Consider the following 21,113-nt stretch of genomic DNA (forward strand, 5'->3'; position numbering starts at 1 on the left):
GGCGCTCCAGCGGGGAAGCGGCCAGCATGCCTTTCGACGATTGTTGGAAAAACACGACGCCAGCTGCAACACTGTCAAATCTGTTTTGACAATGAATCGCCATGGTCAGCCTGGACCGCTTTGACATCTTCCGTGCCGTGGTCGACGCCGGCAGCCTCACCGCAGCCGCCGAGCGCCTGGGCCTGAGCCGCGCAGTGGTCAGCTTCAACCTGAAGCGGCTGGAGCAGGAGCTGGGCGTGACCCTGCTGCTGCGCAGTACCCGCCACCTGGCGCTGACCGAGGCCGGCGAACAGTTCCTGCAGCACTGCGTGCAGGCACTGGAGGCAGCGCAGGCGGCCATCGATGCCGCGCGCCGCGACCAGCATCAGCTGCAGGGCACGCTGCGCCTGACCACCACGCCGGAGTACGCGCAGCTGCGGCTGATCCCGGCGCTGGAGGCATTCCGCGCACGACACCCGGCGCTGCAGCTGCATCTGTCCACGTCGCCAGCACCGGCCGACCTGATTCCGGAGCGCTTCGACCTGGCCATCCGCCTTGGCCGCCTGCCGGATTCAGGCCTGCACGCCAGCGAGCTGGAACGCCACCCACTGTGGGCGGTGGCGGCGCCTTCACTGCTGGCACGCCTGCCCTCTGCCGATGCGGCTGATGATCCCGTGCAGCTGGGCACCCTGCCCCGCCTGGGCTACCCACGCCTGGCCGATGTGCCGGTGGTTGCGCCCGATGGCAGCGACGCGTTGTTTGCCACCAACCCGGGCAATGCCGTGGTGCGCGTGGATGGCGCCAGCAGCCTGCGCGCCTTCGCCCTGGCCGGTGCCGGGGTGACCGTGCTGCCACGCTGGCTGATCGAGGACGACCTTGCCTTGGATCGCCTGCGGCCGGTGCTGCGCCAGCACCGCTTCCCGCAGCAGAGCGTGTACGCGGTCTACCCGCACAGTACGCAGCCCTCGCCGAAGGTGCGGCAGCTGATTGATTTCCTGCGCGGGTGGTTCACCGGCACGCCCGGGTGATGATGGCGTCCGCCGGGCACGGCCTTCTGTAGAGCCGAGCCCACGCTCGGCTCCGTTCTACAACAGCCGAGCATGGGCTCGGCTCTACAGTAGATCTCCGGTAGCGCCGTGCCGTGCCCGGCGAGCGCAGCGGCCACATTCGGGTAGCGCCGGGCCGTGCCCGGCGAGCGCAACGGCACCCCACAAACAGAAACGGCCCCTTTCGGAGCCGTTCCTTCAAGCATCAACAACCCGCAGTATCAGCGCAGCACCTGCTCCACCAGCTGCACGTCCACGCTCTGCAGCGGCTCGGCGGCGTTGCGCGACAGCTGCACCTGGTAGGTGCCACCGTCGATCTTCCACTGGCGGGCCTGCGCATCGTAGTGGGCCAGGGTCTTCGGCTCGGCTTCGATGCGGATGCGGCGCTGTTCGCCCGGCTGCAGCTGCACCTTGTCATAGCCGATCAGGCGGATCGGCGTGGTGTTGCCGGCCGGCAGCTTCAGGTACAGCTGGGCCACATCGGCACCGGCGCGCTTGCCGGTGTTGCGGATGTCCACGCTGGCCACCAGGCGCGAGCCTTCCACGCTCACCTTCAGGTTTTCATAGGCGAAGGACGTGTAGGACAGGCCGTGGCCGAAGGCGAAGGTCGGAGTCAGGCCCTTGGCCGCCATCCACTTGTAGCCGACGTTGGCGCCTTCGATATCGAAATCGAACACGTCGCCGAATTCCTTCTTCGGCTTGAAGCCCAGGCCGTCGATGTGCGGGCGCGGCAGCTGCGATTCGTCCACCACCCAGGTGACCGGCAGGCGGCCGGACGGGTTGGCCTGGCCGGTCAGCAGCGCGGCGATGCCTTCGCCACCGCGGATGCCCGGGTACCAGGCCTGCAGCATCGCCGGCACCTGCGCCAGCCACGGGGTGCGCACCGGGCCGTTGGTTTCCAGCACCAGCACGGTCTTCGGGTTGGCCTTGGCCACCGCCGAGATCAGTGCATCCTGGTTGTCCGGCAACTGCATGTCCGGCAGATCCACCGATTCGGCCGCCCACTGGGTGGCAAACACGATGGCCACGTCGGCCTGCGCCGCCGCCTTGGCCGCCGCGGCGGCGTTGGTGCCGTCCACGTACTCGATGGTCGCGTGCGGACGCGCTGCACGCAGCGATTCCAGCGGCGAGGACGGGTGGAAGATCACCGGACCCGGCCAGGTGGTCGGCATCACGCCCGGCACTGCGTTGGTGCCCTTGGCGGTCACGCCGACCATCGACGAACCACCGCCACCGATCACGCCCTTGTCGGCATGGCCGCCGATGATGACGATGCGCTTCACGCTGTCGGCCAGCGGCAGCAGGTTGCCTTCATTGCGCAGCAGCACGCTGCCCTCTTCCACCGTGCGCTGGGCAACAGCGAAGCCGGCCTCGGCATCGACCTTCTGGTGCTGCGGCGGGTTGTCGAAGTTGCCGTGCAGGAACATCGTGCGCAGGATGCGCGCCACCATGTCGTTCAGGCGCGCCTGCGGCACCACGCCGCCATGCACGGCCAGGCGCAGCGGCTCGTCGAAGAACACCGCCGCGTCGAACACTTCACCCGCCGACTGCTGGTCCAGGCCGGCCAGCGCCGCCTTCGAGCCGCTATGCACGCCGCCCCAGTCGGACATCACGAAACCGGGGAACTTCCATTCCTGCTTCAGCACCTGGTTCATCAGGTAGCCGTTCTCGCAGCCGTAGGTACCGTTGATCTTGTTGTACGAGCACATCGCCACGCCCGGGCGGCCGGCGTCCAGCGCGATCTCGAAGGCCAGCAGGTCCGACTCGTGCATGGCCTGTTCGCCGATGCGCACGTCGTGGAAGTTGCGGCGGGTCTCCATGTCGTTCAGCGCGAAGTGCTTCATCGAGGAGATCACGTGCTGGCTCTGCACGCCCTGGATGAGCGCGCCGACCATCGAGCCGGCCAGCAGAGGATCCTCACCGGCGTATTCGAAGTTGCGGCCGTTGCGCGGGTCACGCTGCAGGTTGACGCTGCCCGACAGCAGGATGTTGAAGCGCTGCTGCCACGCTTCGCGGCCCATGGTCGCGCCGCCGGCGAAGGCCACTTCGCGGTTCCAGCTGGACGCGGTGGACGGGCCGGACGGCATGGCGGTGGCGAAGTCACCCGGGCGAATGCCGCCCGGATTGGTCACACCCACGCCGGCATCGGCCGACTGCTGCGCCGGGATGCCCAGGCGCGGCACCGCAGGCACGAAACCGGCCGAACCCACGGCGCCTTCCGGCAGCGGGCCACCGTCCTTGCCCAGCCCGAAGTAGCTGTGCAGCATCTGGAACTTCTCGTCCTCGGTCATCGCCTTCAGCAGCAGCGCAGCGCGCGCATCGGCGTTGAGGGTGGTGTCCATCCACGGCTGCTCGCCGCCCTTGTCGGCCACGTAGGCCAGGGTCAGCAGGGTCGCACGCAGGGCGCTGCCATCAATCTTGAACGGCGCGCTGCTGGCCGCCTGGAAGCCATCGCTGAAGTAGCTGGCGTCGGCTTCCAGGGCCACGCGGGCCGGGTCGAAGCCGGCCGCCTTGGCCGACTCACCGGCCACCGCACCCAGCAGCACCGCCGGTGCGCCCAGGCGTGAACGGGTGACCAGGGCGGGCAGGCGGGCGGCACCCGCGCCGGCATCGGTGTACAGCGCCACGGTGTGGCGGCCGTCGTCCAGGCGCAGGTAGTTCAGGCCCGGCTGGTCGGGGCCGGATTCGGCGGCGATCGGCAGGCGCGTCAGCACGGCCTGGCCCTGCTGGGTCTGGCCATCATCCTTGCCGGCGGCGATGAAGCGGTATTCGTAGCCCAGGCCATCGGCCAGCAGCTGCAGCGGGTCGACCTGGCCGATGCCGCGCTGCACCTGGCGCACGCTGACCGCGTCCACCTTCAGGGATTTCAGCTGGGCAGCCAGGGCGGGGATCGCATCCTGGGTCGGTGCCTGTTCCAGGGTCAGCACGGTGAAGGCGGCCGTGTCGGCCCAGGCCGGGGCGGCCAGCGCGGCAGACAGCGCAAGGGACAGGGCGAGCGGCTTTGTAAACGTTTTCATCGGCGGGCGTAATTCCGTTGCCAAGGCAATCGGTCCAGGGAAAGTGCCGCCGAAGGGTGCAGCGTTCATGCCGCGCGGGCGTTGCCAGGCAACACACCGCGGGCCAGGGGACGGACCGGTCTGCGCGCGGGACCCTCCTCCCGGCGTGACAACCTGCCTGCCCGGGCCGCATAGCGACCCATCTTGTTAAGATTGTGCGAGGGCATTGATGGCTGTCAACAGGACCTAAGTCACAGGCCGCTGCGACGGCATGGTTATCAGGCCATCACCGGCGGTCATCAGCGGGCCGCAGGGGCGTACCGATAATGGGAGTCCCCGGCGATGGACCGAGCCCATGAACGTACACCGCACTTTCGACCACCTCTGGCGCGACCGCTGTGATACCTCCAGCCAGCGCAGCCCGCGCGTGCTGATCCGCGTGTTCGTCACCCCCGGCGAACTGGAGCGCAGCGTCGCGTTCTACGAGCAGCTGCAGGGCGTGGTGGCCGATGCCGGCTTTCCGTTCCCCGATGCCGGCCTGCGCCTGGCCATGGTTGGCGCCTTCCTGCTGATCGAAGGCAGCGATGACGCGCTGGCGCCGTTCACCTCCACCACCGGCACCCTGCTGGTCGACGATGTCCGGCCCTATCACGACCGGCTGGTGGCCGCCGGCGCCGAGATCATCTTCCCGCTGCAGGTCGTGCCCACTGGCGCGGCATTCAATGCGGTGCACCCCGATGGCACCGTGGTCGAATACGTGCACCATCGCCCGGACCCGCACGGCCGGTGATGGCGCGGCCGGGCTGCCGCCCGGCACCCGCTAACGTCAACGTCAACGTCAAAAGCCTGCATTCCGTGGGATGGCGGGGTAGGTCCGGTTGAGGGGGACGCCGTAAACCCGTCCATGGGGGCTTGGTCGCGCCATCCATGGCGCTCACACCCCCTCAACCGGACCCACCCCGCCTTCGACAGTTTCCTGCGAACTGTTGGAACCTGCTGCTGATGGAACCTGCTGCTGATGGTGGTGGGTGCCGACCGTTGGTCGGCACGAGGGTCGGTTCTCCATGGATTCAATTCCGATGGAGATCCATCCACGCATGGCGTGGATCTACAATGCCTGCATGCCCCACCCCGCCCTGCCCTGGAATGGCACCCTGCTGCTGGATGCACACGCCGCCCTGCTGCAGGGCCATGCCGGTGGCAGCGGCACGCACGCGCACTACGCCCACCAGCTGCTGGTCAGCGACGGCGCGCCCTGGCAGGTGGAGATCGATGGCGTGCCGCACCTCGGCCAACGCCTGTGGCTGCCATCCTTCGTGCCGCATGCCATCCTCTCCGCGCCGCGGGACGGCTGCACCCTGTTCCTCGAACCGGCCCATGCCGATCTCGAACAGATCCAGCAGCACCTGTACCAGCTGCCCGCCGATATCACTGTCCTGCACGAGCGACTGCCGCAGCTGAGCCGCGCGCAGCCGTTGGACCGCCGCGTGCAGGTGGCACTGGAACGCATCGCCCAGCACCTGCCCGGCCCGGTGCCCGCCGCCGATATCGCCGGGGCCGCACATCTGTCAACCAGCCAACTGCACCGGCGTTTCCAGTCCGACCTCGCGGTGACCCTGCGTGGCTGGGTGCTGTGGCAGCGCCTGCGCTCCGCACTGGCACACCACCTGCACGGTCACAGCCTGACCGACAGTGCACACGCTGCAGGCTTCGCCGATCTGGCCCATCTGTCGCGCAGCCTGCGCCGCATGTTCGGCATCGGCGCGGCACAGCTGCAGGGGCTGCAGCTGCGCGCCACCTGAGGCGCATGCTCAACGACGGCGCAGGCCCTCAGGCACTTCAGGCACCTGCCCATGGGGCAGCTCGCGGAACGGCGCCATCAGTTGCCCGGCATAGTCGCGCGGATAATCCGGCTGGCTGCCGATGCCCAGATCGTGCGTGCCCAACCGGTAGCCCGGTGCATCGAACGCAGTACCCAGCAGGCGGTCCCAGACCGTCAGGAACAGGCCGAAGTTGACGTCGCCAGCGGTGCCGTAGCGCATGTGGTGGAAGCGGTGCAGCGGTGCCCAGGCCATTACCCGGCCGAGTACACCCGGGCGCATGTCCACGTTGGAATGCTGCAGCAGCAGCTGGATGGCAATGGCAAAGGCCAGCACCGCCGCCACCGGCATCGGCAGGCCCAGCGCCAGCAACGGCAGCACCCCGCCCACCGCCTCGGCCGCCTGGTGCAGCGGGTGCTTCATCAGGCCGTTGAACCCGTACATGCGGGTGACGCTGTGGTGCACCGCGTGCAGCCGCCACAACCAGCCGATGCGATGGCTGGCGTAGTGCACCAAGGTGATGCCGAGATCGGCGGCGATGATGGCCACCAGCACCTGCAGCGCGAACGGCCACTGCTGCGGCCACGCCTGCCACGGAATGATCGCCGCCAGCAGCGGGACGGCCGCGATCGACAGCAGGTTCAGGCCTTCGTTGACCAGTGCATGCAGGGTGTCGCGCACGCGATCATCGTGGTCGTGGTTGAACGACGGATCGTAGGGCCAGAGGCGTTCGGCCATGAAGGACACGGCAATGGCGAGGGCCAGCAGGGCCAGCAGCCACAGCGGGTCGCCGTGGTGGTGGCCGACCCAGGCGATGGCGGCGGCGAGGAAGCCGAACAGGAACAGCGGGGCGTACAGGCGGAGGAACCAGAGCTTCATGGGCAACCCGAAACGTGAGGGGCCTGCAGGGTGGCGCCGCGCTCGGCGGGTTGGCTTGAACAAACGACGCAACTACGTGGTGGGCATGGCACGGATCTACAATGGCGGTTTCATCGCGCCCGGGACCGGCATGGACTCCTTCAACCTGATGCGCGCTTTCCGTCGCATCGTCGAGCGCGGCGGGCTGGCCCGCGCCGCCGAGGACCTGGGCATGTCATCGGCCGGGTTGAGCAAGCAGCTGCGCGCGCTGGAATCGCACCTGGGCGTGGTCCTGCTGCAACGGACCACGCGGCGCATGAGCCTGACCGAGACGGGCCATACCTACTACCGCGAGTGCTGCCGCCTGCTCGACGAACTGGACGCACTGGAACGCGGCATTGCCGAGCAGCGTGGCGAGGTGGCCGGACGGCTGCGCGTCAATGCACCGCAGTCCTTTGCCTTGAGCACGCTGTCGCCGTTGCTGCCGCGCTTCCTGCAGCAGCATCCGAAGGTGTCGCTGGACCTGGTGATGGAAGACCGCCTGCTCGATGCCGTCGGCGAAGGCTTCGATGTCTCGCTGCGGCTGCGCGCCGAGCTGGATGACTCGCGGCTGGTGGCGCGCCGCCTGGCCTCGCTGCAGCAGGTGCTGTGCGCGGCGCCATCCTACCTGCAGCAGCACCCCGCACCCGCGGCGGTGGATGACCTGCAGGCGCACAGCGTGCTGGCCTACAGCCTGTCCGACTCACCCGGCAGCTGGCCGTTGCTTGGCCCTGATGGCCAGGTGACGATCACCCTGCCGGCGCGCGTCACCGCCAACAACAGCCTGATGCTGCGCGATCTGCTGGTGGCCGGCATGGGCATCGGCGCCCTGCCCTCGTTCCTGGCGGCGCCGGCACTGGCCCGTGGCGAACTGCAGCAGGTGTTGCCCGACCACCAGTATCCGCCGCGCTTCGTGCATGCGGTCTACCCCACCTCGCGCCACCTGCAGCCCAAGGTCCGTGCCTTCATCGATTTCCTGCACGCCGAGCTGCCTGGCTGCCCCGGCCTGGATTCGTAACCACCAGCGAAAACTGAGCTGCCTGCGGCGTGCTGTTTCGGGCATGCCGCGCTGCCTACTCTGCCGCCTCCCCTCTCACCGATGGCAGGCAGATGTCTTCCGCTCCTTCCCCCGCCACCGCAGCGCCGGTGGTCGATTTCTTCCACGACGTGGTCTGCGGCTGGTGCTTCGTGCTGGCCCCGCGCCTGCAGCAGGCCTCCGCCGAACTCGGCATCCAGGTGCGTCATCGCAGCTTCGTGCTGCAGGACTCGCGCGCGCAGATGATCGAGGTGTTCGGCTCGATGCAGCGCGCCAAGGCAACCATCCTGCGCCACTGGACCGACTGCGCCGCGCATGAAGACAGCGCGCGCATCGATATCGAAGGCATGCGCGCACAGGATTTCGAGTATCCCTCCGGCTGGCTCGGCGCACTGGCCTGCCAGGCTGCAGGGCGGCTGGGCGGCAATGAGGCCCATGGCGCGATGTTCGATGCCGTGCAGTGGGCGCACCTGCACCAGCACCGCAACATCGGCGATGCCGAGGTGCTGCTGGATATCGCCGAATCGCTGGGCCACCCGCGCGGCGCCTTCGCCGGCCACATGCGCAGCGACGAAGTCCGCCGGCGCGTGCAGGCCGACCGCAGCGAAGCCGCTGCCCTAGGCATCCGCTCCATTCCCACCGTAATCGGCGGCAACGGCCTGCGCCTGCAGACCCTGCCGTTGCCGCAGCTGCGCCAGGCCCTGGCCCCTCTGGTCGCGGCCTGAGCCGCACCTTCCCCCACCCTGCAAGGAGATTCCCCATGACCCCACGTCCCCTGGTCACCGCGCTGGCCCTGCTGCTGGCCGGCACCGCCGCCTCCACCACCGTGCACGCGCATGAACGCGTTCCCTCCGGCCAGCAGGTCGGTACCAGCCCCTGGGGGCCGGAGGATGAGATCGGCCGCCTCAACCTGATCACCGAGGCTTCACGCGCGGCGATCCTGTCGCGGGTCAGCGGCGGCAAGGCCTATGACCTGGCTACCGAGTACTACGTCGGCATGCCCAGCTGGCAGGACGCCGGTGACCCGCACTACCAGTTCTGGATGACCCATACCCCGCGCGGCACGGTGATGGACGACCCGATGGGTGTGGGCGAGACCATGAACCTCACCCGCAGCTACACCGGCACCGCATTCTCGATGTACAGCCACACCGGCACCCACATCGATGCGCTGAACCACTTCGGCATCCACGGGAAGATATGGAACGGCTTCGAGGCCGACCAGCATCTCGGCGACCGCGGCTGGAACGTCACCGGCATCGAGAAATTTCCGCCACTGATCGCGCGCGGCGTGCTGATCGACGTGGCCGGGGCCAAGGGCATGGACATGCTGCCGGACAGCTACCGGGTCACCCGCCAGGACCTGAAGGATGCGCTGGCACGCCAGAAGGTGAAGCTGCAGCAGGGTGACATCGTGCTGATCCGCACCGGCCGCATGCGCCTGTTCGAACAGCCGAAGGCGTACATGGCCAACCCGCCAGGCATGGGCCTGGACGCGGCGCGCTTCCTGGTCGAAGACAGCGGCGCGATGATCGTCGGTGCCGACAACCTCAGCTTCGAGACCTTCCCCTCTGAGGTATCCGACGATTACGTGCCGCTGCACACCTACCTGCTGGCCCAGCAGGGCGCACCGATCATCGAACTGGTGGCGCTGGACGAACTGGCCCGCGACAAAGTCTACGAGTTCGCCTTCATCGGCGGCCCGTTGAAGATCCGCGGCGGCGATGCCGCGCCGCTGCGTCCGGTTGCGCTGCCGGTCCACCCGTAACCAGGCAGCACCGATGAGCGGGTAGCCGCCGGCCCGGGTCGGCGGCGGCGCACTTTTGCCCTATCCACGCATTGCGTGGATCTACTGATTCGGTCGCCTTTTGCCCATCCACGCATGGCGTGGATCTACCGATTCGGTCGCCTTTTGCCTATCCACGCATGGCGTGGATCTACCGATTCGGTCGCCTTTTGCCTATCCACGCATGGCGTGGATCTACTCATCGGCCTGATAGATCCACGCCATGCGTGGATGCTTTACCGCTTCAGCAACCTGAAACCCGACCCTCCAATTTCATTAGTAATTCTACTCACAAGGCGAGTAGCATGTCTGGTCCCAGCCCCTGATGCCGGTCTGCCGACACTCGCTCCATGCCAGCCGTTTCCGTTCATTCCTGTCGCTTCCAGCCTGATTGGCCCCTCCCCCGGGGGACCAGCTGATGGGTGCCGTCGTCGCGCTCGACCGCCTGCTGGACGGCCGACAGCTGTGGCGTGGCCCGGCGCGCAACGGGCCGGCCAGCGACCACCTGGCCAGCGGCCACCCGGCGCTGGATGCCCGCCTGCCCGGCGGCGGCTGGCCCGCCAGCGGCCTGTGCGAGGTACTGCAGAACGCCCCCGGCGTGGGTGAACTGGCCCTGGTCTGGCCGGCGCTGGCCAGGCTGAGCCAGCGCGACCGGCCCATCGTGCTGGTCGCCCCGCCCTACCGCCCGCACGCCCCGGCCTGGGCCGCGGCCGGGCTGGACCTGGCCCAGCTGCAGATCATCCACGCCACGCCGAAGCAGGCCCTGTGGGCGGCCGAACAATGCCTGCGCTCGGCCGCCTGTGCGGCGGTGCTGTGCTGGCCGCAGCCGCAGCAGGCCGATGACCGCTCGCTGCGCCGCCTGCAGGTTGCCGCCGACAGCGGCCAGTGCCTTGGCTTCGTGTTCCGCGAGGTGCGCGCTGCGCGCAATCCCTCGCCGGCCAGCCTGCGCCTGCAGCTCGACCACGGCCAGGTGCGGGTGCTGAAGTGCCGCGGCGGCTTGCCACCGGCGCAACCGCTGCCGCTGGCCGTTGCCCACTGAGGCCGCGCCATGCACTGGGCCTGCCTGTTGTTACCGCAGCTGGCGCTGGACAGCGTGCTGCGCCTGCAGCCGGACCCGCAGCGGCCGCTGGTGCTGCTGCAGGGGCCGGCGCAGCGCCGCGTGCTGCGCGCGGTCAGCCCGGCAGCACGCGCGGCCGGCCTGCGCCCGGGCATGCTGCTGTCGGCCGCACAGGTGCTGGTGCAGGACATGCAGCTGCACGACTACGACCCCAGCGCCGAGCAGCAGACCCGCCAGCTGCTGGCCAGTTGGGCCTACGCCTACAGTTCGCAGGTCAGCCTCGATTTTCCGCATGCGCTGGTGATGGAAATCGGTGCCAGCCGTGCCCTGTTCGGTGACTGGCTGAAGATCGAGAAACGCCTGCGCGATGGCCTGCACGAGCTGGGCTTCCGCCACCGCCTGGTGGCTGCGCCCACCCCGCATGCCGCGCGCGTGCTGGCCAACGTGCACGACGGCCTGGGCATCGATGCGCAGCAGTTGCCGGCCCTGCTGGCGCCGCTGCCCTTGTCACGCTGCGGGCTGCCCGCCGAGGCGGTCACCGTGCTGGGCCGCTCCGGCCTGCGCACGCTGGGCGCGGTGCTCGAACTGCCGCGCGACAGCCTGGCCCGGCGCTTTGCCCCCGATGTGCTGCAGCAGCTGGATGCGCTGCGCGGCCTGCCCACCGCGCCACTGCGCTACTACCAGCCTCCTGACCGTTTCGATGCACGCATCGAATTCGAGTACGAGATCGAATCCAGCCAGGCGCTGCTGTTTCCGCTGCGCCGCCTGCTGCTGGACCTGGCTGCGTTCCTGTGTTCGCGCGATGGCGGCGTGCAGCGCTTCGACCTGTATTTCGAACACGACCTGCTGCCGGCCAGCGTGCTGACCATCGGCCTGCTGGCGCCCGAACGCGATGCCGCGCTGCTGTTCGAGATCGCCCGCAACCGCATGGAGGCCTTTGCCCTGCCTGCCGGCAGCCGGGCGCTGCGCCTGCAGGCCGAACACCTGCCGCCGTTCGTGCCGGCCGCACGCGATCTGTTCGACACCCGCCCGGCGCAGGCAATGCCGTGGAACCAGCTGCGCGAGCGGCTGCGGGCGCGCCTTGGCGATGATGCCGTGCAACCGCTGGCGGTGCAGGCCGACCATCGCCCGGAATGTGCCAGCGGCACCCAGCCGGCGGCCAAGCCCCCTGCGTACTGGCCGCTGCGCCCCGGCTGGCTGCTGGAGGCACCGCAGCCACTGCGCGACCCGCGCCTGCGCATCGTCGCCGGACCGGAGCGGATCGAATCGGGCTGGTGGGACCACGCCGATGCGCGCCGTGACTACTACGTGGTGGAGACCGCGCACGGCCAGCGCGGCTGGGCCTTCCGCCCGCGCAACGACCCGCATGCACCATGGATGCTGCACGGCTGGTTCGGTTGAACCGCCATGCACGCCGCCTCCCCTGCCTATGCCGAACTGCACTGCCTGTCGGCCTTCAGTTTCCAGCGCGGCGCGTCCACCGCCGACGAGCTGTTCGCGCGCGCCGCCGGCCAGGGCTACCGCGCCGTTGCGATCACCGATGAGTGTTCGCTGGCCGGCATCGTGCGGGCCTGGCAGGCGGCGAAGACGCACGGCGTGGCGCTGGTCGTCGGCGCCGAATTCCAGGTCGAGGACGGGCCGAAGATCGCCCTGCTGTGCACCGACCAGGATGCCTATGCCGGCCTGTGCCAGCTGATCACCACCTGCCGGCGGCGCGCAGGCAAGGGCGAATACCGCTGCCTGCGCGAAGACCTGCACGGCCTGGCCGACGGCCTGCTGTGCCTGTGGCTGGACCGGCAGCCCGATGCCAGCCACCTGCAGACGCTGCGCACCGCCTTCAACGACCGCCTGTGGCTGGCGGTGGAACTGCACCACGAACACGACGATGTGCGCCGCCTGCAGCAGCTGCAGGCCTTCGGCGAACGCCACGCGTTGCCGCTGGTGGCCAGCGGCGATGTGCACATGCACGTGCGCCGCCGCCGCGCCCTGCAGGACACGCTGACCGCGATCCGTCACCGCTGCAGCGTGGCCGAAGCCGGCTGGCGGCTGTTTCCCAATGGCGAGCGCCACCTGCGCCCACGCAGCGCGCTGGCCAGGCTGTATCCGCCCGAGCTGCTGGCCGAGACCCTGCGCATCGCCGAGCGCTGCCACTTCACCCTGGACCAGTTGCAGTACACCTACCCGCGCGAGCTGGTGCCCGAAGGGGAGACCCCGGACAGCTGGCTGCGTGCGCTGGTGGAAAAGGGGATTCCCGAGCGCTGGCCGTGGGGCATCCAGCCGGCGCAGCGCAAGCAGATCGAGCACGAACTGGCCTTGATCGCCAAGAAGAACTACGCCTCCTACTTCCTCACCGTGCAGGACATCGTCCGCTTCGCCCGCGAGCAGAAGATCCTCTGCCAGGGGCGCGGCTCGGCAGCCAATTCGGCGGTGTGCTTCGTGCTCGGCGTCACCGAGATCGACCCGGCGCGCAGCAACCTGCTGTTCGAGCGTTTCATTTCCGATGAACGTGATGAGCCGCCGGATATCGACATCGACTTCGAACACGAGCGCCGCGAGGAAGTGCTGCAGTACGTGTTCAACCGCTATGGCCGCGAGCGCGCCGCGCTGACCGCCGTGGCGATCAGCTACCGCGGCCGCAGCGCGATCCGCGATGTCGCCCGTGCGCTCGGCCTGCCGATGGACCAGGTGAACGAGCTGGGCGCGGCGATGGATCATTGGGGCGGCAACATCCCGCTGCCGGACACCCTGCGCGAACGCGGCTTCGATCCGGACACGCCGCTGATGCGCCGGCTGCTGTCACTCACCGAAGAGCTGATCGACTTCCCCCGCCACCTGTCGCAGCACCCGGGTGGCTTCGTCATTTCCGAACACCCGCTGTCCACCCTCGTACCGGTGGAAAACGCGGCCATGGCCGGGCGCACCGTCATCCAGTGGGACAAGGATGACCTCGATGCCACCGGCCTGATGAAGGTCGACTGCCTGGCGCTGGGCATGCTCACCGCCATCCGCAAGTGCCTGGCCATGCTGCAGCAGCACGGCCTGCACGCAGGGCGCATGGATGCGATTCCAGACGAGGACGGCCCCACCTACGACATGATCTGCGCCGCGGAAACCATCGGCGTGTTCCAGATCGAGTCGCGCGCGCAGATGGCGATGCTGCCGCGCATGCAGCCACGCACCTTCTACGACCTGGTGATCGAAGTGGCGATCGTGCGCCCGGGGCCGATCCAGGGCGACATGGTGCACCCCTACCTGGAGCGCCGGCGGATCCTTCGCGAACAGGGCCCGGAAGCCTTGAACGACCCGGAAAACCCACTCTATCCGCCACAGCTGGAACGCGTGTTCGCGCGCACCCTGGGCGTGCCGCTGTTCCAGGAACAGGTGATGCAGCTGGCCGTGGATGCCGCCGGCTACAGTGCCGGCGAGGCCGATGCACTGCGCCGCTCGATGGCCGCGTGGAAACGCCATGGCGGCCTGGAGCCGCATCGCGAAAAGCTGTTGACCGGCATGCTCGACCGCGGCTACAGCCTGGAGTTCGGCGAGCGCCTGTTCGAGCAGATCAAGGGCTTCGGCAGCTATGGTTTTCCCGAAAGCCATGCGGCCAGCTTCGCCCTGCTCACCTATGCCAGCTGCTGGCTGAAGTGCCACCACCCGGCTGCATTCACCGCCAGCCTCATCAACAGCCAGCCGCTGGGCTTCTACAGCCCCGACCAGCTGCTGCAGGACGCGCGCCGGCATGGCATCACGGTGCTGCCGGTGGACGTACGCCACAGCGACTGGGACTGCACCCTGGATTTCAGCAAGGGCCCGGCGGCGATCCGGCTTGGCCTGCGCTTGGTCGATGGCTGCAGCGAAGCCGCCGTGCAGGCGCTGATGCGCGAGCGCGCGCGGCGCGCGTTCGACGATGTCGGCGACCTGTGCCAGCGCACCGGGCTGGACCGCCGCCAGCAGGGGCTGCTGGCCGACGCTGGCGCGCTGCGCGGGCTCAGCGGGCATCGGCATCGTGCGCGCTGGGATATTTCCGGCGTGGAAAACCGGCTGCCGCTGTTCGACCAGGCCCGTGCCACCGCCGAGGCACGCGTGGCGCTGCCGCTGCCCAGTGCGTGGGAAGACATGCAGGCCGATTACCGCAGCACCGGCACCACGCTCGGCCGCCACCCGATCAGCTTCCTGCGCGCGCAACTGCGCAGCCGCGGGTGCCTGGACGCTGCACAGCTGGGCGGCCACGGCCATGGCCGCCGCGTCCGAATCGCCGGGCTGGTACGCATGCGGCAGCGCCCGCAGACCGCCAGCGGCGTCACGTTCCTCACGCTGGAAGACGAGACCGGCATGGTCAACGCCGTGGTCTGGCGGCACGTGGCCGACCGCCAGCACCGCGTGCTGGTCGATACCCAGCTGATGCAGATCGACGGCCGCCTGGAACGCGTCGATGGCGTGCAGCATGTGATCGTGCAGCGCATGCTGTGCCTGGACGAACTGCTGCAGGGCCTGCGCAGCCACAGCCGCGATTTCCATTGACCGGGCGGCCCTACCCATCCGCTTTTGCATCCGCTATCGTCGGCACATCCAAGGAAGGACGAACGATGGCCCGCGCACTGATGCTGACCACTCTGGGGGTTTCGACCCTCGCCCTGCTCGTTTCCGGCTGGACCGCCTGGAACCTGCATCACAGCCAATCGCCACAACGGGTGATCGAAGCCCGTGGCCTGGTCATCCACGATGACAAGGGCCAGGCGCGCGTCATCCTCGGCGCTCCCGTGCCCGACCCGCTCAGCAAGGGCAAACCGCGGAGCCCGCGTGCCACCGCACTGTCGGGCATGATCCTGCTCGGGCCGGACGGTTCCGAACGCGGCGCCTATGGCACCAGCGACCGAGGTGGCGAAGCGCTGCTGACCCTGGACGATGCCAGTGGCACCACTGAAGTATTCAAGGTCGTGGCCAACCCCGATCGCGGTGCCAGCCTGATGGTGCGCCACCAGAACAACACCGGCGCCATGCTCACCTCGTGGCAGGGCAAGCCGGAACTGGTGTTCCTGGACGACACCGGCCAGACCTACTACGTGCGGCCGGGCGCCAACGCAGCGCCCTGATCGCCCGGAAATGTTTCTGTAGAGTCGAGCTTGCTCGACTTCCGCTTCTGTAGAGTCGAGCCATGCTCGACTTCTGTTGGCAGAAGCCAGTCGAGCAAGCTCGACTCTACAATCCAAACGAAGTCGAGCAAGCTCGACGCTACAAGCCGCACACCGCCACCAGGTCATCGGCCAGCCTGCGCAGCTCGGTCGTCCCCAGCGCCGCGCAGGTGATGCGCAGCCCATGTGCCGGCGCCGCCACCGCAAACACTTCACCCCCGCGCACGTGCCAGCCGCGCGCTGCCAGTGCCAGCACCTGCGAGTGGCTGTCATCCGGCAGTGGCAGCCACAGGTTCAGCCCCTCCATCGACAGCGGCGTCTGCATCCCGCGTTCGCGCAGCTGTGCCTGCAGCGACTGCAACCGCTGCTGGTACCGCTCGCCCGCCGCCGTGATCTTCGCCCGCTGCGGCGCCGATTCCAGCACGGCACTGGCCGCATCCTGCAGCAGATGGCTGACCCAGCCCGTACCGGTAGCCAGGCGCAGGCGCAGACGGCTGGCAGTGGCGGCGTCGCAGCCCAGCCACGCCAGGCGCAGATCCGGCCCCAGCGCCTTGGACAGCGAACGCAGCAGCGCCCAGCGGCGGTCATCGGCCGGCAACACCGAGTGGTAGGGCTGCTGCGAAAGCAGTGCATAGTGATCGTCGATCAGTACCGCCACCTGCGGGTAGCCCGCCAGCAGCTGGCGCAGCGCCCGCGCCCGTTTCGCATCCAGGCTGGCGCCGGTGGGGTTGTGCGCGCGCGGGGTCAGCAGCACCGCCCGTGCACCGGCCTCCAGCGCAGCGCGCAGCGCCTCCACCTGCATGCCGTGCGCGTCCACCGCCACCGGCAGCACCGCATGCCCGCCCGCCGCCAGCACGTTCAGGCTGCCGAGGAAGCACGGATCCTCCACGGCGATACGGTCGCCCGGCAGCAGCCACGCCGCCAGCAGGCGCTCGATGCCATCCACCGCACCATGGGTGAGTTCCAGCGCATAGCCGGCCGGGCAATGCGGGTCCAGCGAGGCACGGGCCAGGCGCTGCATCCGCGCATCCACCGTGTCCGCCCCGTACAGCCGGGGGGCAGCAGCCTGCAGGCGCAACGCCGGCAGCAGGCGCGGGTCCGGGTTGCCGCCGGCCAGATCGCGCAGAGCCAGGCCTGGCGCGCTGCCCTCACGGGCCATGGCCTGTGCCGGCCCGCGCACCACCGTGCCGCGGCGGCCGGCAGTGCTGGCCAGGCCGGCACCGTCCAGCCGCTTGTAGGCGGCCGCCACGGTATTGCGGTTCACGCCCAGCCGCTCGGCCAGTTCACGCACCGGCGGCAGCACGCTGCCCGCCGCCAGCTGGCCACTGCCGATTCCCTCACGGATGCTGTCGAAGATGGCCTCGGCGCTACGCCCGGTGATTTTCATTTTGTCCTATGCCAAACTAAGCCTTGTCCTGTGCCAGTGTATCCCACCCTGGCCACCCGCACTGGAGGTCCCCCATGCCCCTTGCCGCCGCCGACTGGCCCGTCGCCCAGTCCGTCGAACAGATCGCTGCCAACCTGGTCACCGTGCGCCAACGCATCGCCACGGCCTGCAGCCGCGCCGGCCGCGACCCGGCCAGCGTACGCCTGCTGCCAGTCAGCAAGACCGTCGATGAAGCCCGCATCCGCATGGCCGTAGCCGCCGGTTGCCACGCGCTGGGCGAGAACAAGGTGCAGGAAGCCCAGCGCAAGGCCAAGTCGATGGCCGACCTCGGCGTGCACTGGTCGGTCATCGGCCACCTGCAGACCAACAAAGCCCGCTATGTCGCCCGCTTCGCCAGCGAATTCCAGGCACTGGACAGCCTGCGCGTGGCCGAGGCACTGCAGCAACGGCTGCAGCTGGAAGACCGCGTCCTGGATGTGTTCGTGCAGGTGAACACCTCGGCCGAACCCAGCAAGTACGGCCTGGAACCGGATGCCGTCGCGGCCTTCGTACAGCAGCTGCCCGCCTTCGACCGCCTGCGCGTGCGCGGGCTGATGACCCTGGCCATCTTCACCCCCGAGATCGAACGCGTACGCGCCTGCTTCGTGCGCCTGCGCGAACTGCGCGACCAGCTGCAGCAGACTGCACCGGCAGGCATCGACCTGTCGCAGCTGTCGATGGGCATGTCCGGTGATTTCGAGGTCGCCATCGAAGAAGGTGCCACCGTGGTCCGCGTCGGCCAGGCTATCTTCGGCGCGCGCGCGACACCGGACAGCTTCTACTGGCCCAGCGCCGGGGAGCCCGCATGACGACCGCTGCCGGCAGGCACGCCGTCGTGCTGCAGCACGTTGCCTTCGAAGACCTCGGCACGCTGCAGCCCCTGCTGCACGCGCAGGGCTGGGCCGTGCAGGTACTGCAGGCCGGCGTCGATCCGCTGGAGCCCGCCGAACATGCGGACCTGCTGGTCGTGCTCGGCGGCCCGATCAGCGTCAATGACACGGCCCTCTACCCGTTCGTGGCCGACAGCATCGCCCTGCTGCAACTCCGCCTGCAGCAGCAGCGGCCGACGCTGGGCATCTGCCTGGGCGCGCAGTTGATGGCACGCGCCTTGGGCGCCACGGTCGCGGCCAGTGGCGGCAAGGAAATCGGCTTTGCCCCGCTGCTGCTGACCGAAGACGGCCAACGCTCGCCGTTGCAGGCCCTGCAGGGCATCCCGGTGCTGCACTGGCATGGCGAAGCCTTCGAGCTGCCCGAGGGCGCGCAGCGCCTGGCCAGCACGCCGGCCTGCCGCCACCAAGCCTTCGCGGTCGGCCTCCATGCCCTTGCCCTGCAATGCCATCCGGAACTGGATGCCCGCCAGTTCGAGCGCTGGCTGATCGGCCACACCCTCGAACTGGCCCAGGCCGGCATCGACCCCAACGACCTGCGCGCGCAGGCCCGTCGCTATGGCGCGCCGCTGGCCGCTGCAGCCAACGCCATGTTCGCGCAGTGGTTGCAGCACCTGCCGGAGACCCCGTGATGCACTACCGCCTGACCATCCACCGCCACGGCCAGTACTGGGGCCGGTTCGACTGCGAGGGCCCAGGCGCCCTGCAGCATCTGGACGCCCTCGCCGCGCGCCTGCCCGCCGAAGAAGGTTTCCAGCTGCAGCGCCTGAAGGGCGTGGGCGAGGAGCGCATCCTGTCCAGTGGCGCCGATGGCCTGCGCGTGCTGGCGGCACAGATCCAGTACCGGCCGCTCTGAACGGCCTGGCGTGGCCATTGGCCCGGCCGTCATGGGCGGCGATACTCGACCGATGCTCGACGTACCCGCCCATCTGCGCGACATCGCCACGGATCTGCAGCACCGCCTGCGCCGCATCGAGGCAACGCCCCACCCGAACCTTGCCCAGCACCAGATCCAGCTCGACGGAGAAGCGCTGCGCTTCCCCTGCCGCCTCTATGCCGATGGCACACGCTTGATGCGCCTCGCCTCCTTGCTGCAGGGCGACGCGCGCCTGCTGTGCCTCTGCCTGGCGACGCGCCACCCGGACGGCCATCTGCGCCAGCACGCGCTTGAAACGCTGGGCGCGGCATCGGCACCGTGGGTCCTGGCCTTCCACCTTGCGCTGCTGGGCGAGTACGTCGAGGAGATCGCCGTAGCCGTCGAACAGCAGGCGCAGCAGATCGGCCTGGCTGCCTACCTGCCCCTGGTCCGAGCGAACCCTGCCTTCGTGGATCGCTGCATCCAGCGCGCAGCGAGCTACTGGAACGCCTACTACCGATCCCGGCACTCAACGCTGCGCACGTTCCCGGCGCACCGCCTGCTGCTGCAGCTGCGAAGCGCCAGCCGCAGGTCCTGACCGGGCGCCCGGCCGCACCCGGCCAGGCCAGACCAGGTCGCGATGATGCAAATGATTCTTCTTTACTGTAAGGTGCAGCCGCTGCCCTTGCCGCCGCGGGCTGTTCCTCCACACTGCCCCCGCCCGCCCTGTGTCCACGCCTGTCGAACCGACGGATGTCGCGCATCTGTGCGCAGCCCATTACCGGCCGCTGCATGCCCACGTCTGCCGCAAACTCCCGCAACGCAGCGACGCCGATGACGTCGTCCAGGAAACCTGGCTGCGCGTCATCAAGGTCGCGGCCAGCGGACTGCTGGGCAACGGCCGCGCCTACCTGTACCGCGTCGCCCACAACCTGATCGCCGACCACTACCGGCAGCGCGCGCGCCGTCGCGAAGAAGCACTGGACGACGCCCAGCTGCTGGCCATCGCCGACCCCGCGCCGCTGCCCGAACAGCGCCTGCTCGACGCCGAGCAGCTGCGCCATCTCGACGCGATCATCGCCGCCCTGCCGGCGCGGTCACGCCAGGTCTTCCTGCTGGCCCGGGTGGAGCAGATGGGACTGGCCGAGATTGGGCGCCTGCTCGGCATCACCCGGCAGACCGCGCACGGCCACCTGCTGCGTGCCTTGGTCGCCGTGCAGCAGGTACCGCAGGCGTGAGCCACGACGCCATTGCCCAGGAAGCCGCCCGCTGGTGGCTGGATGGCCACGACGGCCACCGCGACGAGAATGCCTTCGCCCGCTGGTATGCGGCCGACCCGCGCCACGCCGCGCAGTACCAGCACCTGCAGGCGCTCTGGCAGGCCGGCACGGGCCTGCCCAGCATGCAGCGGCAGCAGCAGCGGCGGCAGCGTCGCCGCCTGCGCGACGCCGGCATCGCGGTCCTGCTGCTGTGTGCGCTGGGCCTGTACAGCCGCCATGTGACCCCGCCCGCCGCGCAGGTGGTGCGCACGGCCGCCGGACAGATCCGTGACGAAATCCTGCCCGATGGCTCGCACCTGCAGCTTGCGCCCGGCAGCGAGGTACACGTGCGCATCGATGGCGCGCGTCGCCAGCTGCAACTGCAGCACGGCCAGGCCTGGTTCAAGGTCGCCACCGACACCGGCAGGCCCTTCCAGGTGCACACACCCCATGGCACCGTCACCGCGCTGGGTACCGCCTTCGATGTCGCCGTGGGCGAGCACGCCAGCAGGGTCGTCGTCACCGAGCACACGGTGCGGGTGGACAGCGGCCCGGGCCACGCCAAGGCGCAGGAAGGCCAGCAGATGCGCTTCGATGGCAACGGCACGAGCGCAGCGACCGACATGGAAAGCGGCGCACTGGCCTGGCGCGAGCGACGCCTGCACTGGGTGTCGGCACCGCTGGCCAAGGTCGCGCAGGGCCTGGATGCCTGGCACGGCGGCCACACCTGGATCATCGGCGCCGCACTCCGCCAGCAACCGGTGACCCTGCTCGGCAATGCCGATGGCGCTGCCGAAAGCCGTGACCAGCTGGCCACGCAGCTGCACGTGCGCGTGCTGCGCCTGCCCGGTGACGTGCAGGTCTGGGTGGCGCCGCACGACGAGCCGCACGATGCACCCTGACATCGGCCCTGCCGCCGCGTCTACCCAGGTGAACGAC

At 69.3% G+C, this 21,113-nt stretch carries 19 protein-coding genes; 16 read left to right on the plus strand and 3 right to left on the minus strand.

Translation table 11 applies throughout. The features are described 5' to 3' along the window. The first annotated feature begins 101 nt into the window (after positions 1 to 101). Positions 102 to 1,007, plus strand: a complete 906-nt coding sequence (locus QMZ26_RS18395; RefSeq protein ID WP_283222281.1) for a LysR family transcriptional regulator — start codon at positions 102 to 104, stop codon at positions 1,005 to 1,007. Between the two features lie 239 nt (positions 1,008 to 1,246). Here the strand turns inward: QMZ26_RS18395 and QMZ26_RS18400 are convergent, their stop codons facing one another. Beyond that, positions 1,247 to 4,042 carry a glycoside hydrolase family 3 C-terminal domain-containing protein gene (locus QMZ26_RS18400; protein WP_283222282.1) on the minus strand — a complete coding sequence of 932 codons (2,796 nt, stop codon included), beginning with the start codon at positions 4,040 to 4,042 and terminating at the stop codon, positions 1,247 to 1,249. Between the two features lie 334 nt (positions 4,043 to 4,376). On the opposite strand from QMZ26_RS18400, the gene QMZ26_RS18405 reads away from it, so the two are divergent. Then, the gene (locus QMZ26_RS18405) at positions 4,377 to 4,811 is read left to right on the plus strand and encodes a glyoxalase (RefSeq protein ID WP_079222247.1); all 435 of its coding nucleotides are present in this window, start codon (positions 4,377 to 4,379) and stop codon (positions 4,809 to 4,811) included. 307 nt (positions 4,812 to 5,118) lie between these two features. Then, a complete protein-coding gene (locus QMZ26_RS18410) occupies positions 5,119 to 5,823 on the plus strand; it encodes an AraC family transcriptional regulator (protein ID WP_283222283.1) in 705 nt (234 codons plus the stop codon). A gap of 9 nt (positions 5,824 to 5,832) precedes the next feature. Here QMZ26_RS18410 and QMZ26_RS18415 read toward each other — a convergent pair whose 3' ends face one another. After that, on the minus strand, positions 5,833 to 6,720 hold the full coding sequence (locus tag QMZ26_RS18415) for a sterol desaturase family protein (RefSeq protein WP_200734546.1): 888 nt from the start codon (positions 6,718 to 6,720) through the stop codon (positions 5,833 to 5,835). Positions 6,721 to 6,805: 85 nt separating this feature from the next. Here QMZ26_RS18415 and QMZ26_RS18420 point away from each other — a divergent pair, with 85 nt between their 5' ends. The 7 genes from QMZ26_RS18420 to QMZ26_RS18450 all read left to right on the plus strand — a co-directional run bounded on the left by QMZ26_RS18420 (position 6,806) and on the right by QMZ26_RS18450 (position 15,707). Then, complete coding sequence (locus QMZ26_RS18420) at positions 6,806 to 7,756, plus strand: LysR family transcriptional regulator (protein WP_345782697.1); 951 nt, start codon at positions 6,806 to 6,808, stop codon at positions 7,754 to 7,756. Between the two features lie 92 nt (positions 7,757 to 7,848). Further along, positions 7,849 to 8,499 (plus strand): DsbA family protein, encoded by a 651-nt coding sequence (locus QMZ26_RS18425; protein WP_283222285.1) that lies wholly within the window; start codon positions 7,849 to 7,851, stop codon positions 8,497 to 8,499. 35 nt (positions 8,500 to 8,534) lie between these two features. Beyond that, on the plus strand, positions 8,535 to 9,542 hold the full coding sequence (locus QMZ26_RS18430; RefSeq protein ID WP_283222286.1) for a cyclase family protein: 1,008 nt from the start codon (positions 8,535 to 8,537) through the stop codon (positions 9,540 to 9,542). Between the two features lie 436 nt (positions 9,543 to 9,978). Continuing rightward, a complete protein-coding gene (gene imuA, locus QMZ26_RS18435; RefSeq protein WP_283222287.1) occupies positions 9,979 to 10,599 on the plus strand; it encodes a translesion DNA synthesis-associated protein ImuA in 621 nt (206 codons plus the stop codon). 9 nt (positions 10,600 to 10,608) lie between these two features. Beyond that, the gene (locus QMZ26_RS18440; protein WP_283222288.1) at positions 10,609 to 12,018 is read left to right on the plus strand and encodes a DNA polymerase Y family protein; all 1,410 of its coding nucleotides are present in this window, start codon (positions 10,609 to 10,611) and stop codon (positions 12,016 to 12,018) included. A gap of 6 nt (positions 12,019 to 12,024) precedes the next feature. Continuing rightward, complete coding sequence (locus tag QMZ26_RS18445) at positions 12,025 to 15,135, plus strand: error-prone DNA polymerase (protein ID WP_283222289.1); 3,111 nt, start codon at positions 12,025 to 12,027, stop codon at positions 15,133 to 15,135. Between the two features lie 65 nt (positions 15,136 to 15,200). After that, entirely contained in the window at positions 15,201 to 15,707 is a 507-nt protein-coding gene (locus QMZ26_RS18450; protein WP_283222290.1) for a hypothetical protein, read from the plus strand. Positions 15,708 to 15,846: 139 nt separating this feature from the next. On the opposite strand, the gene ptsJ is transcribed toward QMZ26_RS18450, so the two are convergent. After that, positions 15,847 to 17,133 carry a transcriptional regulator PtsJ gene (ptsJ, locus tag QMZ26_RS18455; RefSeq protein WP_283222291.1) on the minus strand — a complete coding sequence of 429 codons (1,287 nt, stop codon included), beginning with the start codon at positions 17,131 to 17,133 and terminating at the stop codon, positions 15,847 to 15,849. A 74-nt stretch (positions 17,134 to 17,207) separates the two neighbouring features. Here ptsJ and QMZ26_RS18460 point away from each other — a divergent pair, with 74 nt between their 5' ends. The 6 genes from QMZ26_RS18460 to QMZ26_RS18485 all read left to right on the plus strand — a co-directional run bounded on the left by QMZ26_RS18460 (position 17,208) and on the right by QMZ26_RS18485 (position 21,076). Further along, complete coding sequence (locus tag QMZ26_RS18460) at positions 17,208 to 17,981, plus strand: YggS family pyridoxal phosphate-dependent enzyme (RefSeq protein ID WP_283222292.1); 774 nt, start codon at positions 17,208 to 17,210, stop codon at positions 17,979 to 17,981. After that, positions 17,978 to 18,691 (plus strand): glutamine amidotransferase, encoded by a 714-nt coding sequence (locus QMZ26_RS18465; protein WP_283222293.1) that lies wholly within the window; start codon positions 17,978 to 17,980, stop codon positions 18,689 to 18,691. Before QMZ26_RS18460 ends, QMZ26_RS18465 begins: the two co-directional genes overlap by 4 nt. Further along, positions 18,691 to 18,915, plus strand: a complete 225-nt coding sequence (locus QMZ26_RS18470; RefSeq protein WP_283222294.1) for a hypothetical protein — start codon at positions 18,691 to 18,693, stop codon at positions 18,913 to 18,915. The genes QMZ26_RS18465 and QMZ26_RS18470 overlap by 1 nt, the downstream gene beginning before the upstream one ends. Before the next feature lie 10 nt (positions 18,916 to 18,925). Beyond that, positions 18,926 to 19,513, plus strand: coding sequence for a hypothetical protein (locus QMZ26_RS18475; protein WP_283222295.1), 588 nt, complete (start codon positions 18,926 to 18,928; stop codon positions 19,511 to 19,513). 130 nt (positions 19,514 to 19,643) lie between these two features. Further along, entirely contained in the window at positions 19,644 to 20,153 is a 510-nt protein-coding gene (locus tag QMZ26_RS18480) for an RNA polymerase sigma factor (RefSeq protein WP_283222296.1), read from the plus strand. Beyond that, positions 20,150 to 21,076 carry a FecR domain-containing protein gene (locus tag QMZ26_RS18485; RefSeq protein ID WP_283222297.1) on the plus strand — a complete coding sequence of 309 codons (927 nt, stop codon included), beginning with the start codon at positions 20,150 to 20,152 and terminating at the stop codon, positions 21,074 to 21,076. Before QMZ26_RS18480 ends, QMZ26_RS18485 begins: the two co-directional genes overlap by 4 nt. Positions 21,077 to 21,113 lie beyond the last annotated feature (37 nt).

The sequence above is a fragment of the Stenotrophomonas sp. PFBMAA-4 genome (assembly GCF_030053215.1).
Lineage (GTDB): Bacteria > Pseudomonadota > Gammaproteobacteria > Xanthomonadales > Xanthomonadaceae > Stenotrophomonas.

Bases quoted from the DNA above. Each gene is read 5' to 3' on its own strand.
- QMZ26_RS18395 (WP_283222281.1), top strand. From the start codon at position 102: ATGGTCAGCCTGGACCGCTTTGACATCTTCCGTGCCGTGGTCGACGCC.
- QMZ26_RS18400 (WP_283222282.1), bottom strand. From the start codon at position 4,042: ATGAAAACGTTTACAAAGCCGCTCGCCCTGTCCCTTGCGCTGTCTGCC.
- QMZ26_RS18405 (WP_079222247.1), top strand. From the start codon at position 4,377: ATGAACGTACACCGCACTTTCGACCACCTCTGGCGCGACCGCTGTGAT.
- QMZ26_RS18410 (WP_283222283.1), top strand. From the start codon at position 5,119: ATGGCGTGGATCTACAATGCCTGCATGCCCCACCCCGCCCTGCCCTGG.
- QMZ26_RS18415 (WP_200734546.1), bottom strand. From the start codon at position 6,720: ATGAAGCTCTGGTTCCTCCGCCTGTACGCCCCGCTGTTCCTGTTCGGC.
- QMZ26_RS18420 (WP_345782697.1), top strand. From the start codon at position 6,806: ATGGCACGGATCTACAATGGCGGTTTCATCGCGCCCGGGACCGGCATG.
- QMZ26_RS18425 (WP_283222285.1), top strand. From the start codon at position 7,849: ATGTCTTCCGCTCCTTCCCCCGCCACCGCAGCGCCGGTGGTCGATTTC.
- QMZ26_RS18430 (WP_283222286.1), top strand. From the start codon at position 8,535: ATGACCCCACGTCCCCTGGTCACCGCGCTGGCCCTGCTGCTGGCCGGC.
- imuA (WP_283222287.1), top strand. From the start codon at position 9,979: ATGGGTGCCGTCGTCGCGCTCGACCGCCTGCTGGACGGCCGACAGCTG.
- QMZ26_RS18440 (WP_283222288.1), top strand. From the start codon at position 10,609: ATGCACTGGGCCTGCCTGTTGTTACCGCAGCTGGCGCTGGACAGCGTG.
- QMZ26_RS18445 (WP_283222289.1), top strand. From the start codon at position 12,025: ATGCACGCCGCCTCCCCTGCCTATGCCGAACTGCACTGCCTGTCGGCC.
- QMZ26_RS18450 (WP_283222290.1), top strand. From the start codon at position 15,201: ATGGCCCGCGCACTGATGCTGACCACTCTGGGGGTTTCGACCCTCGCC.
- ptsJ (WP_283222291.1), bottom strand. From the start codon at position 17,133: ATGAAAATCACCGGGCGTAGCGCCGAGGCCATCTTCGACAGCATCCGT.
- QMZ26_RS18460 (WP_283222292.1), top strand. From the start codon at position 17,208: ATGCCCCTTGCCGCCGCCGACTGGCCCGTCGCCCAGTCCGTCGAACAG.
- QMZ26_RS18465 (WP_283222293.1), top strand. From the start codon at position 17,978: ATGACGACCGCTGCCGGCAGGCACGCCGTCGTGCTGCAGCACGTTGCC.
- QMZ26_RS18470 (WP_283222294.1), top strand. From the start codon at position 18,691: ATGCACTACCGCCTGACCATCCACCGCCACGGCCAGTACTGGGGCCGG.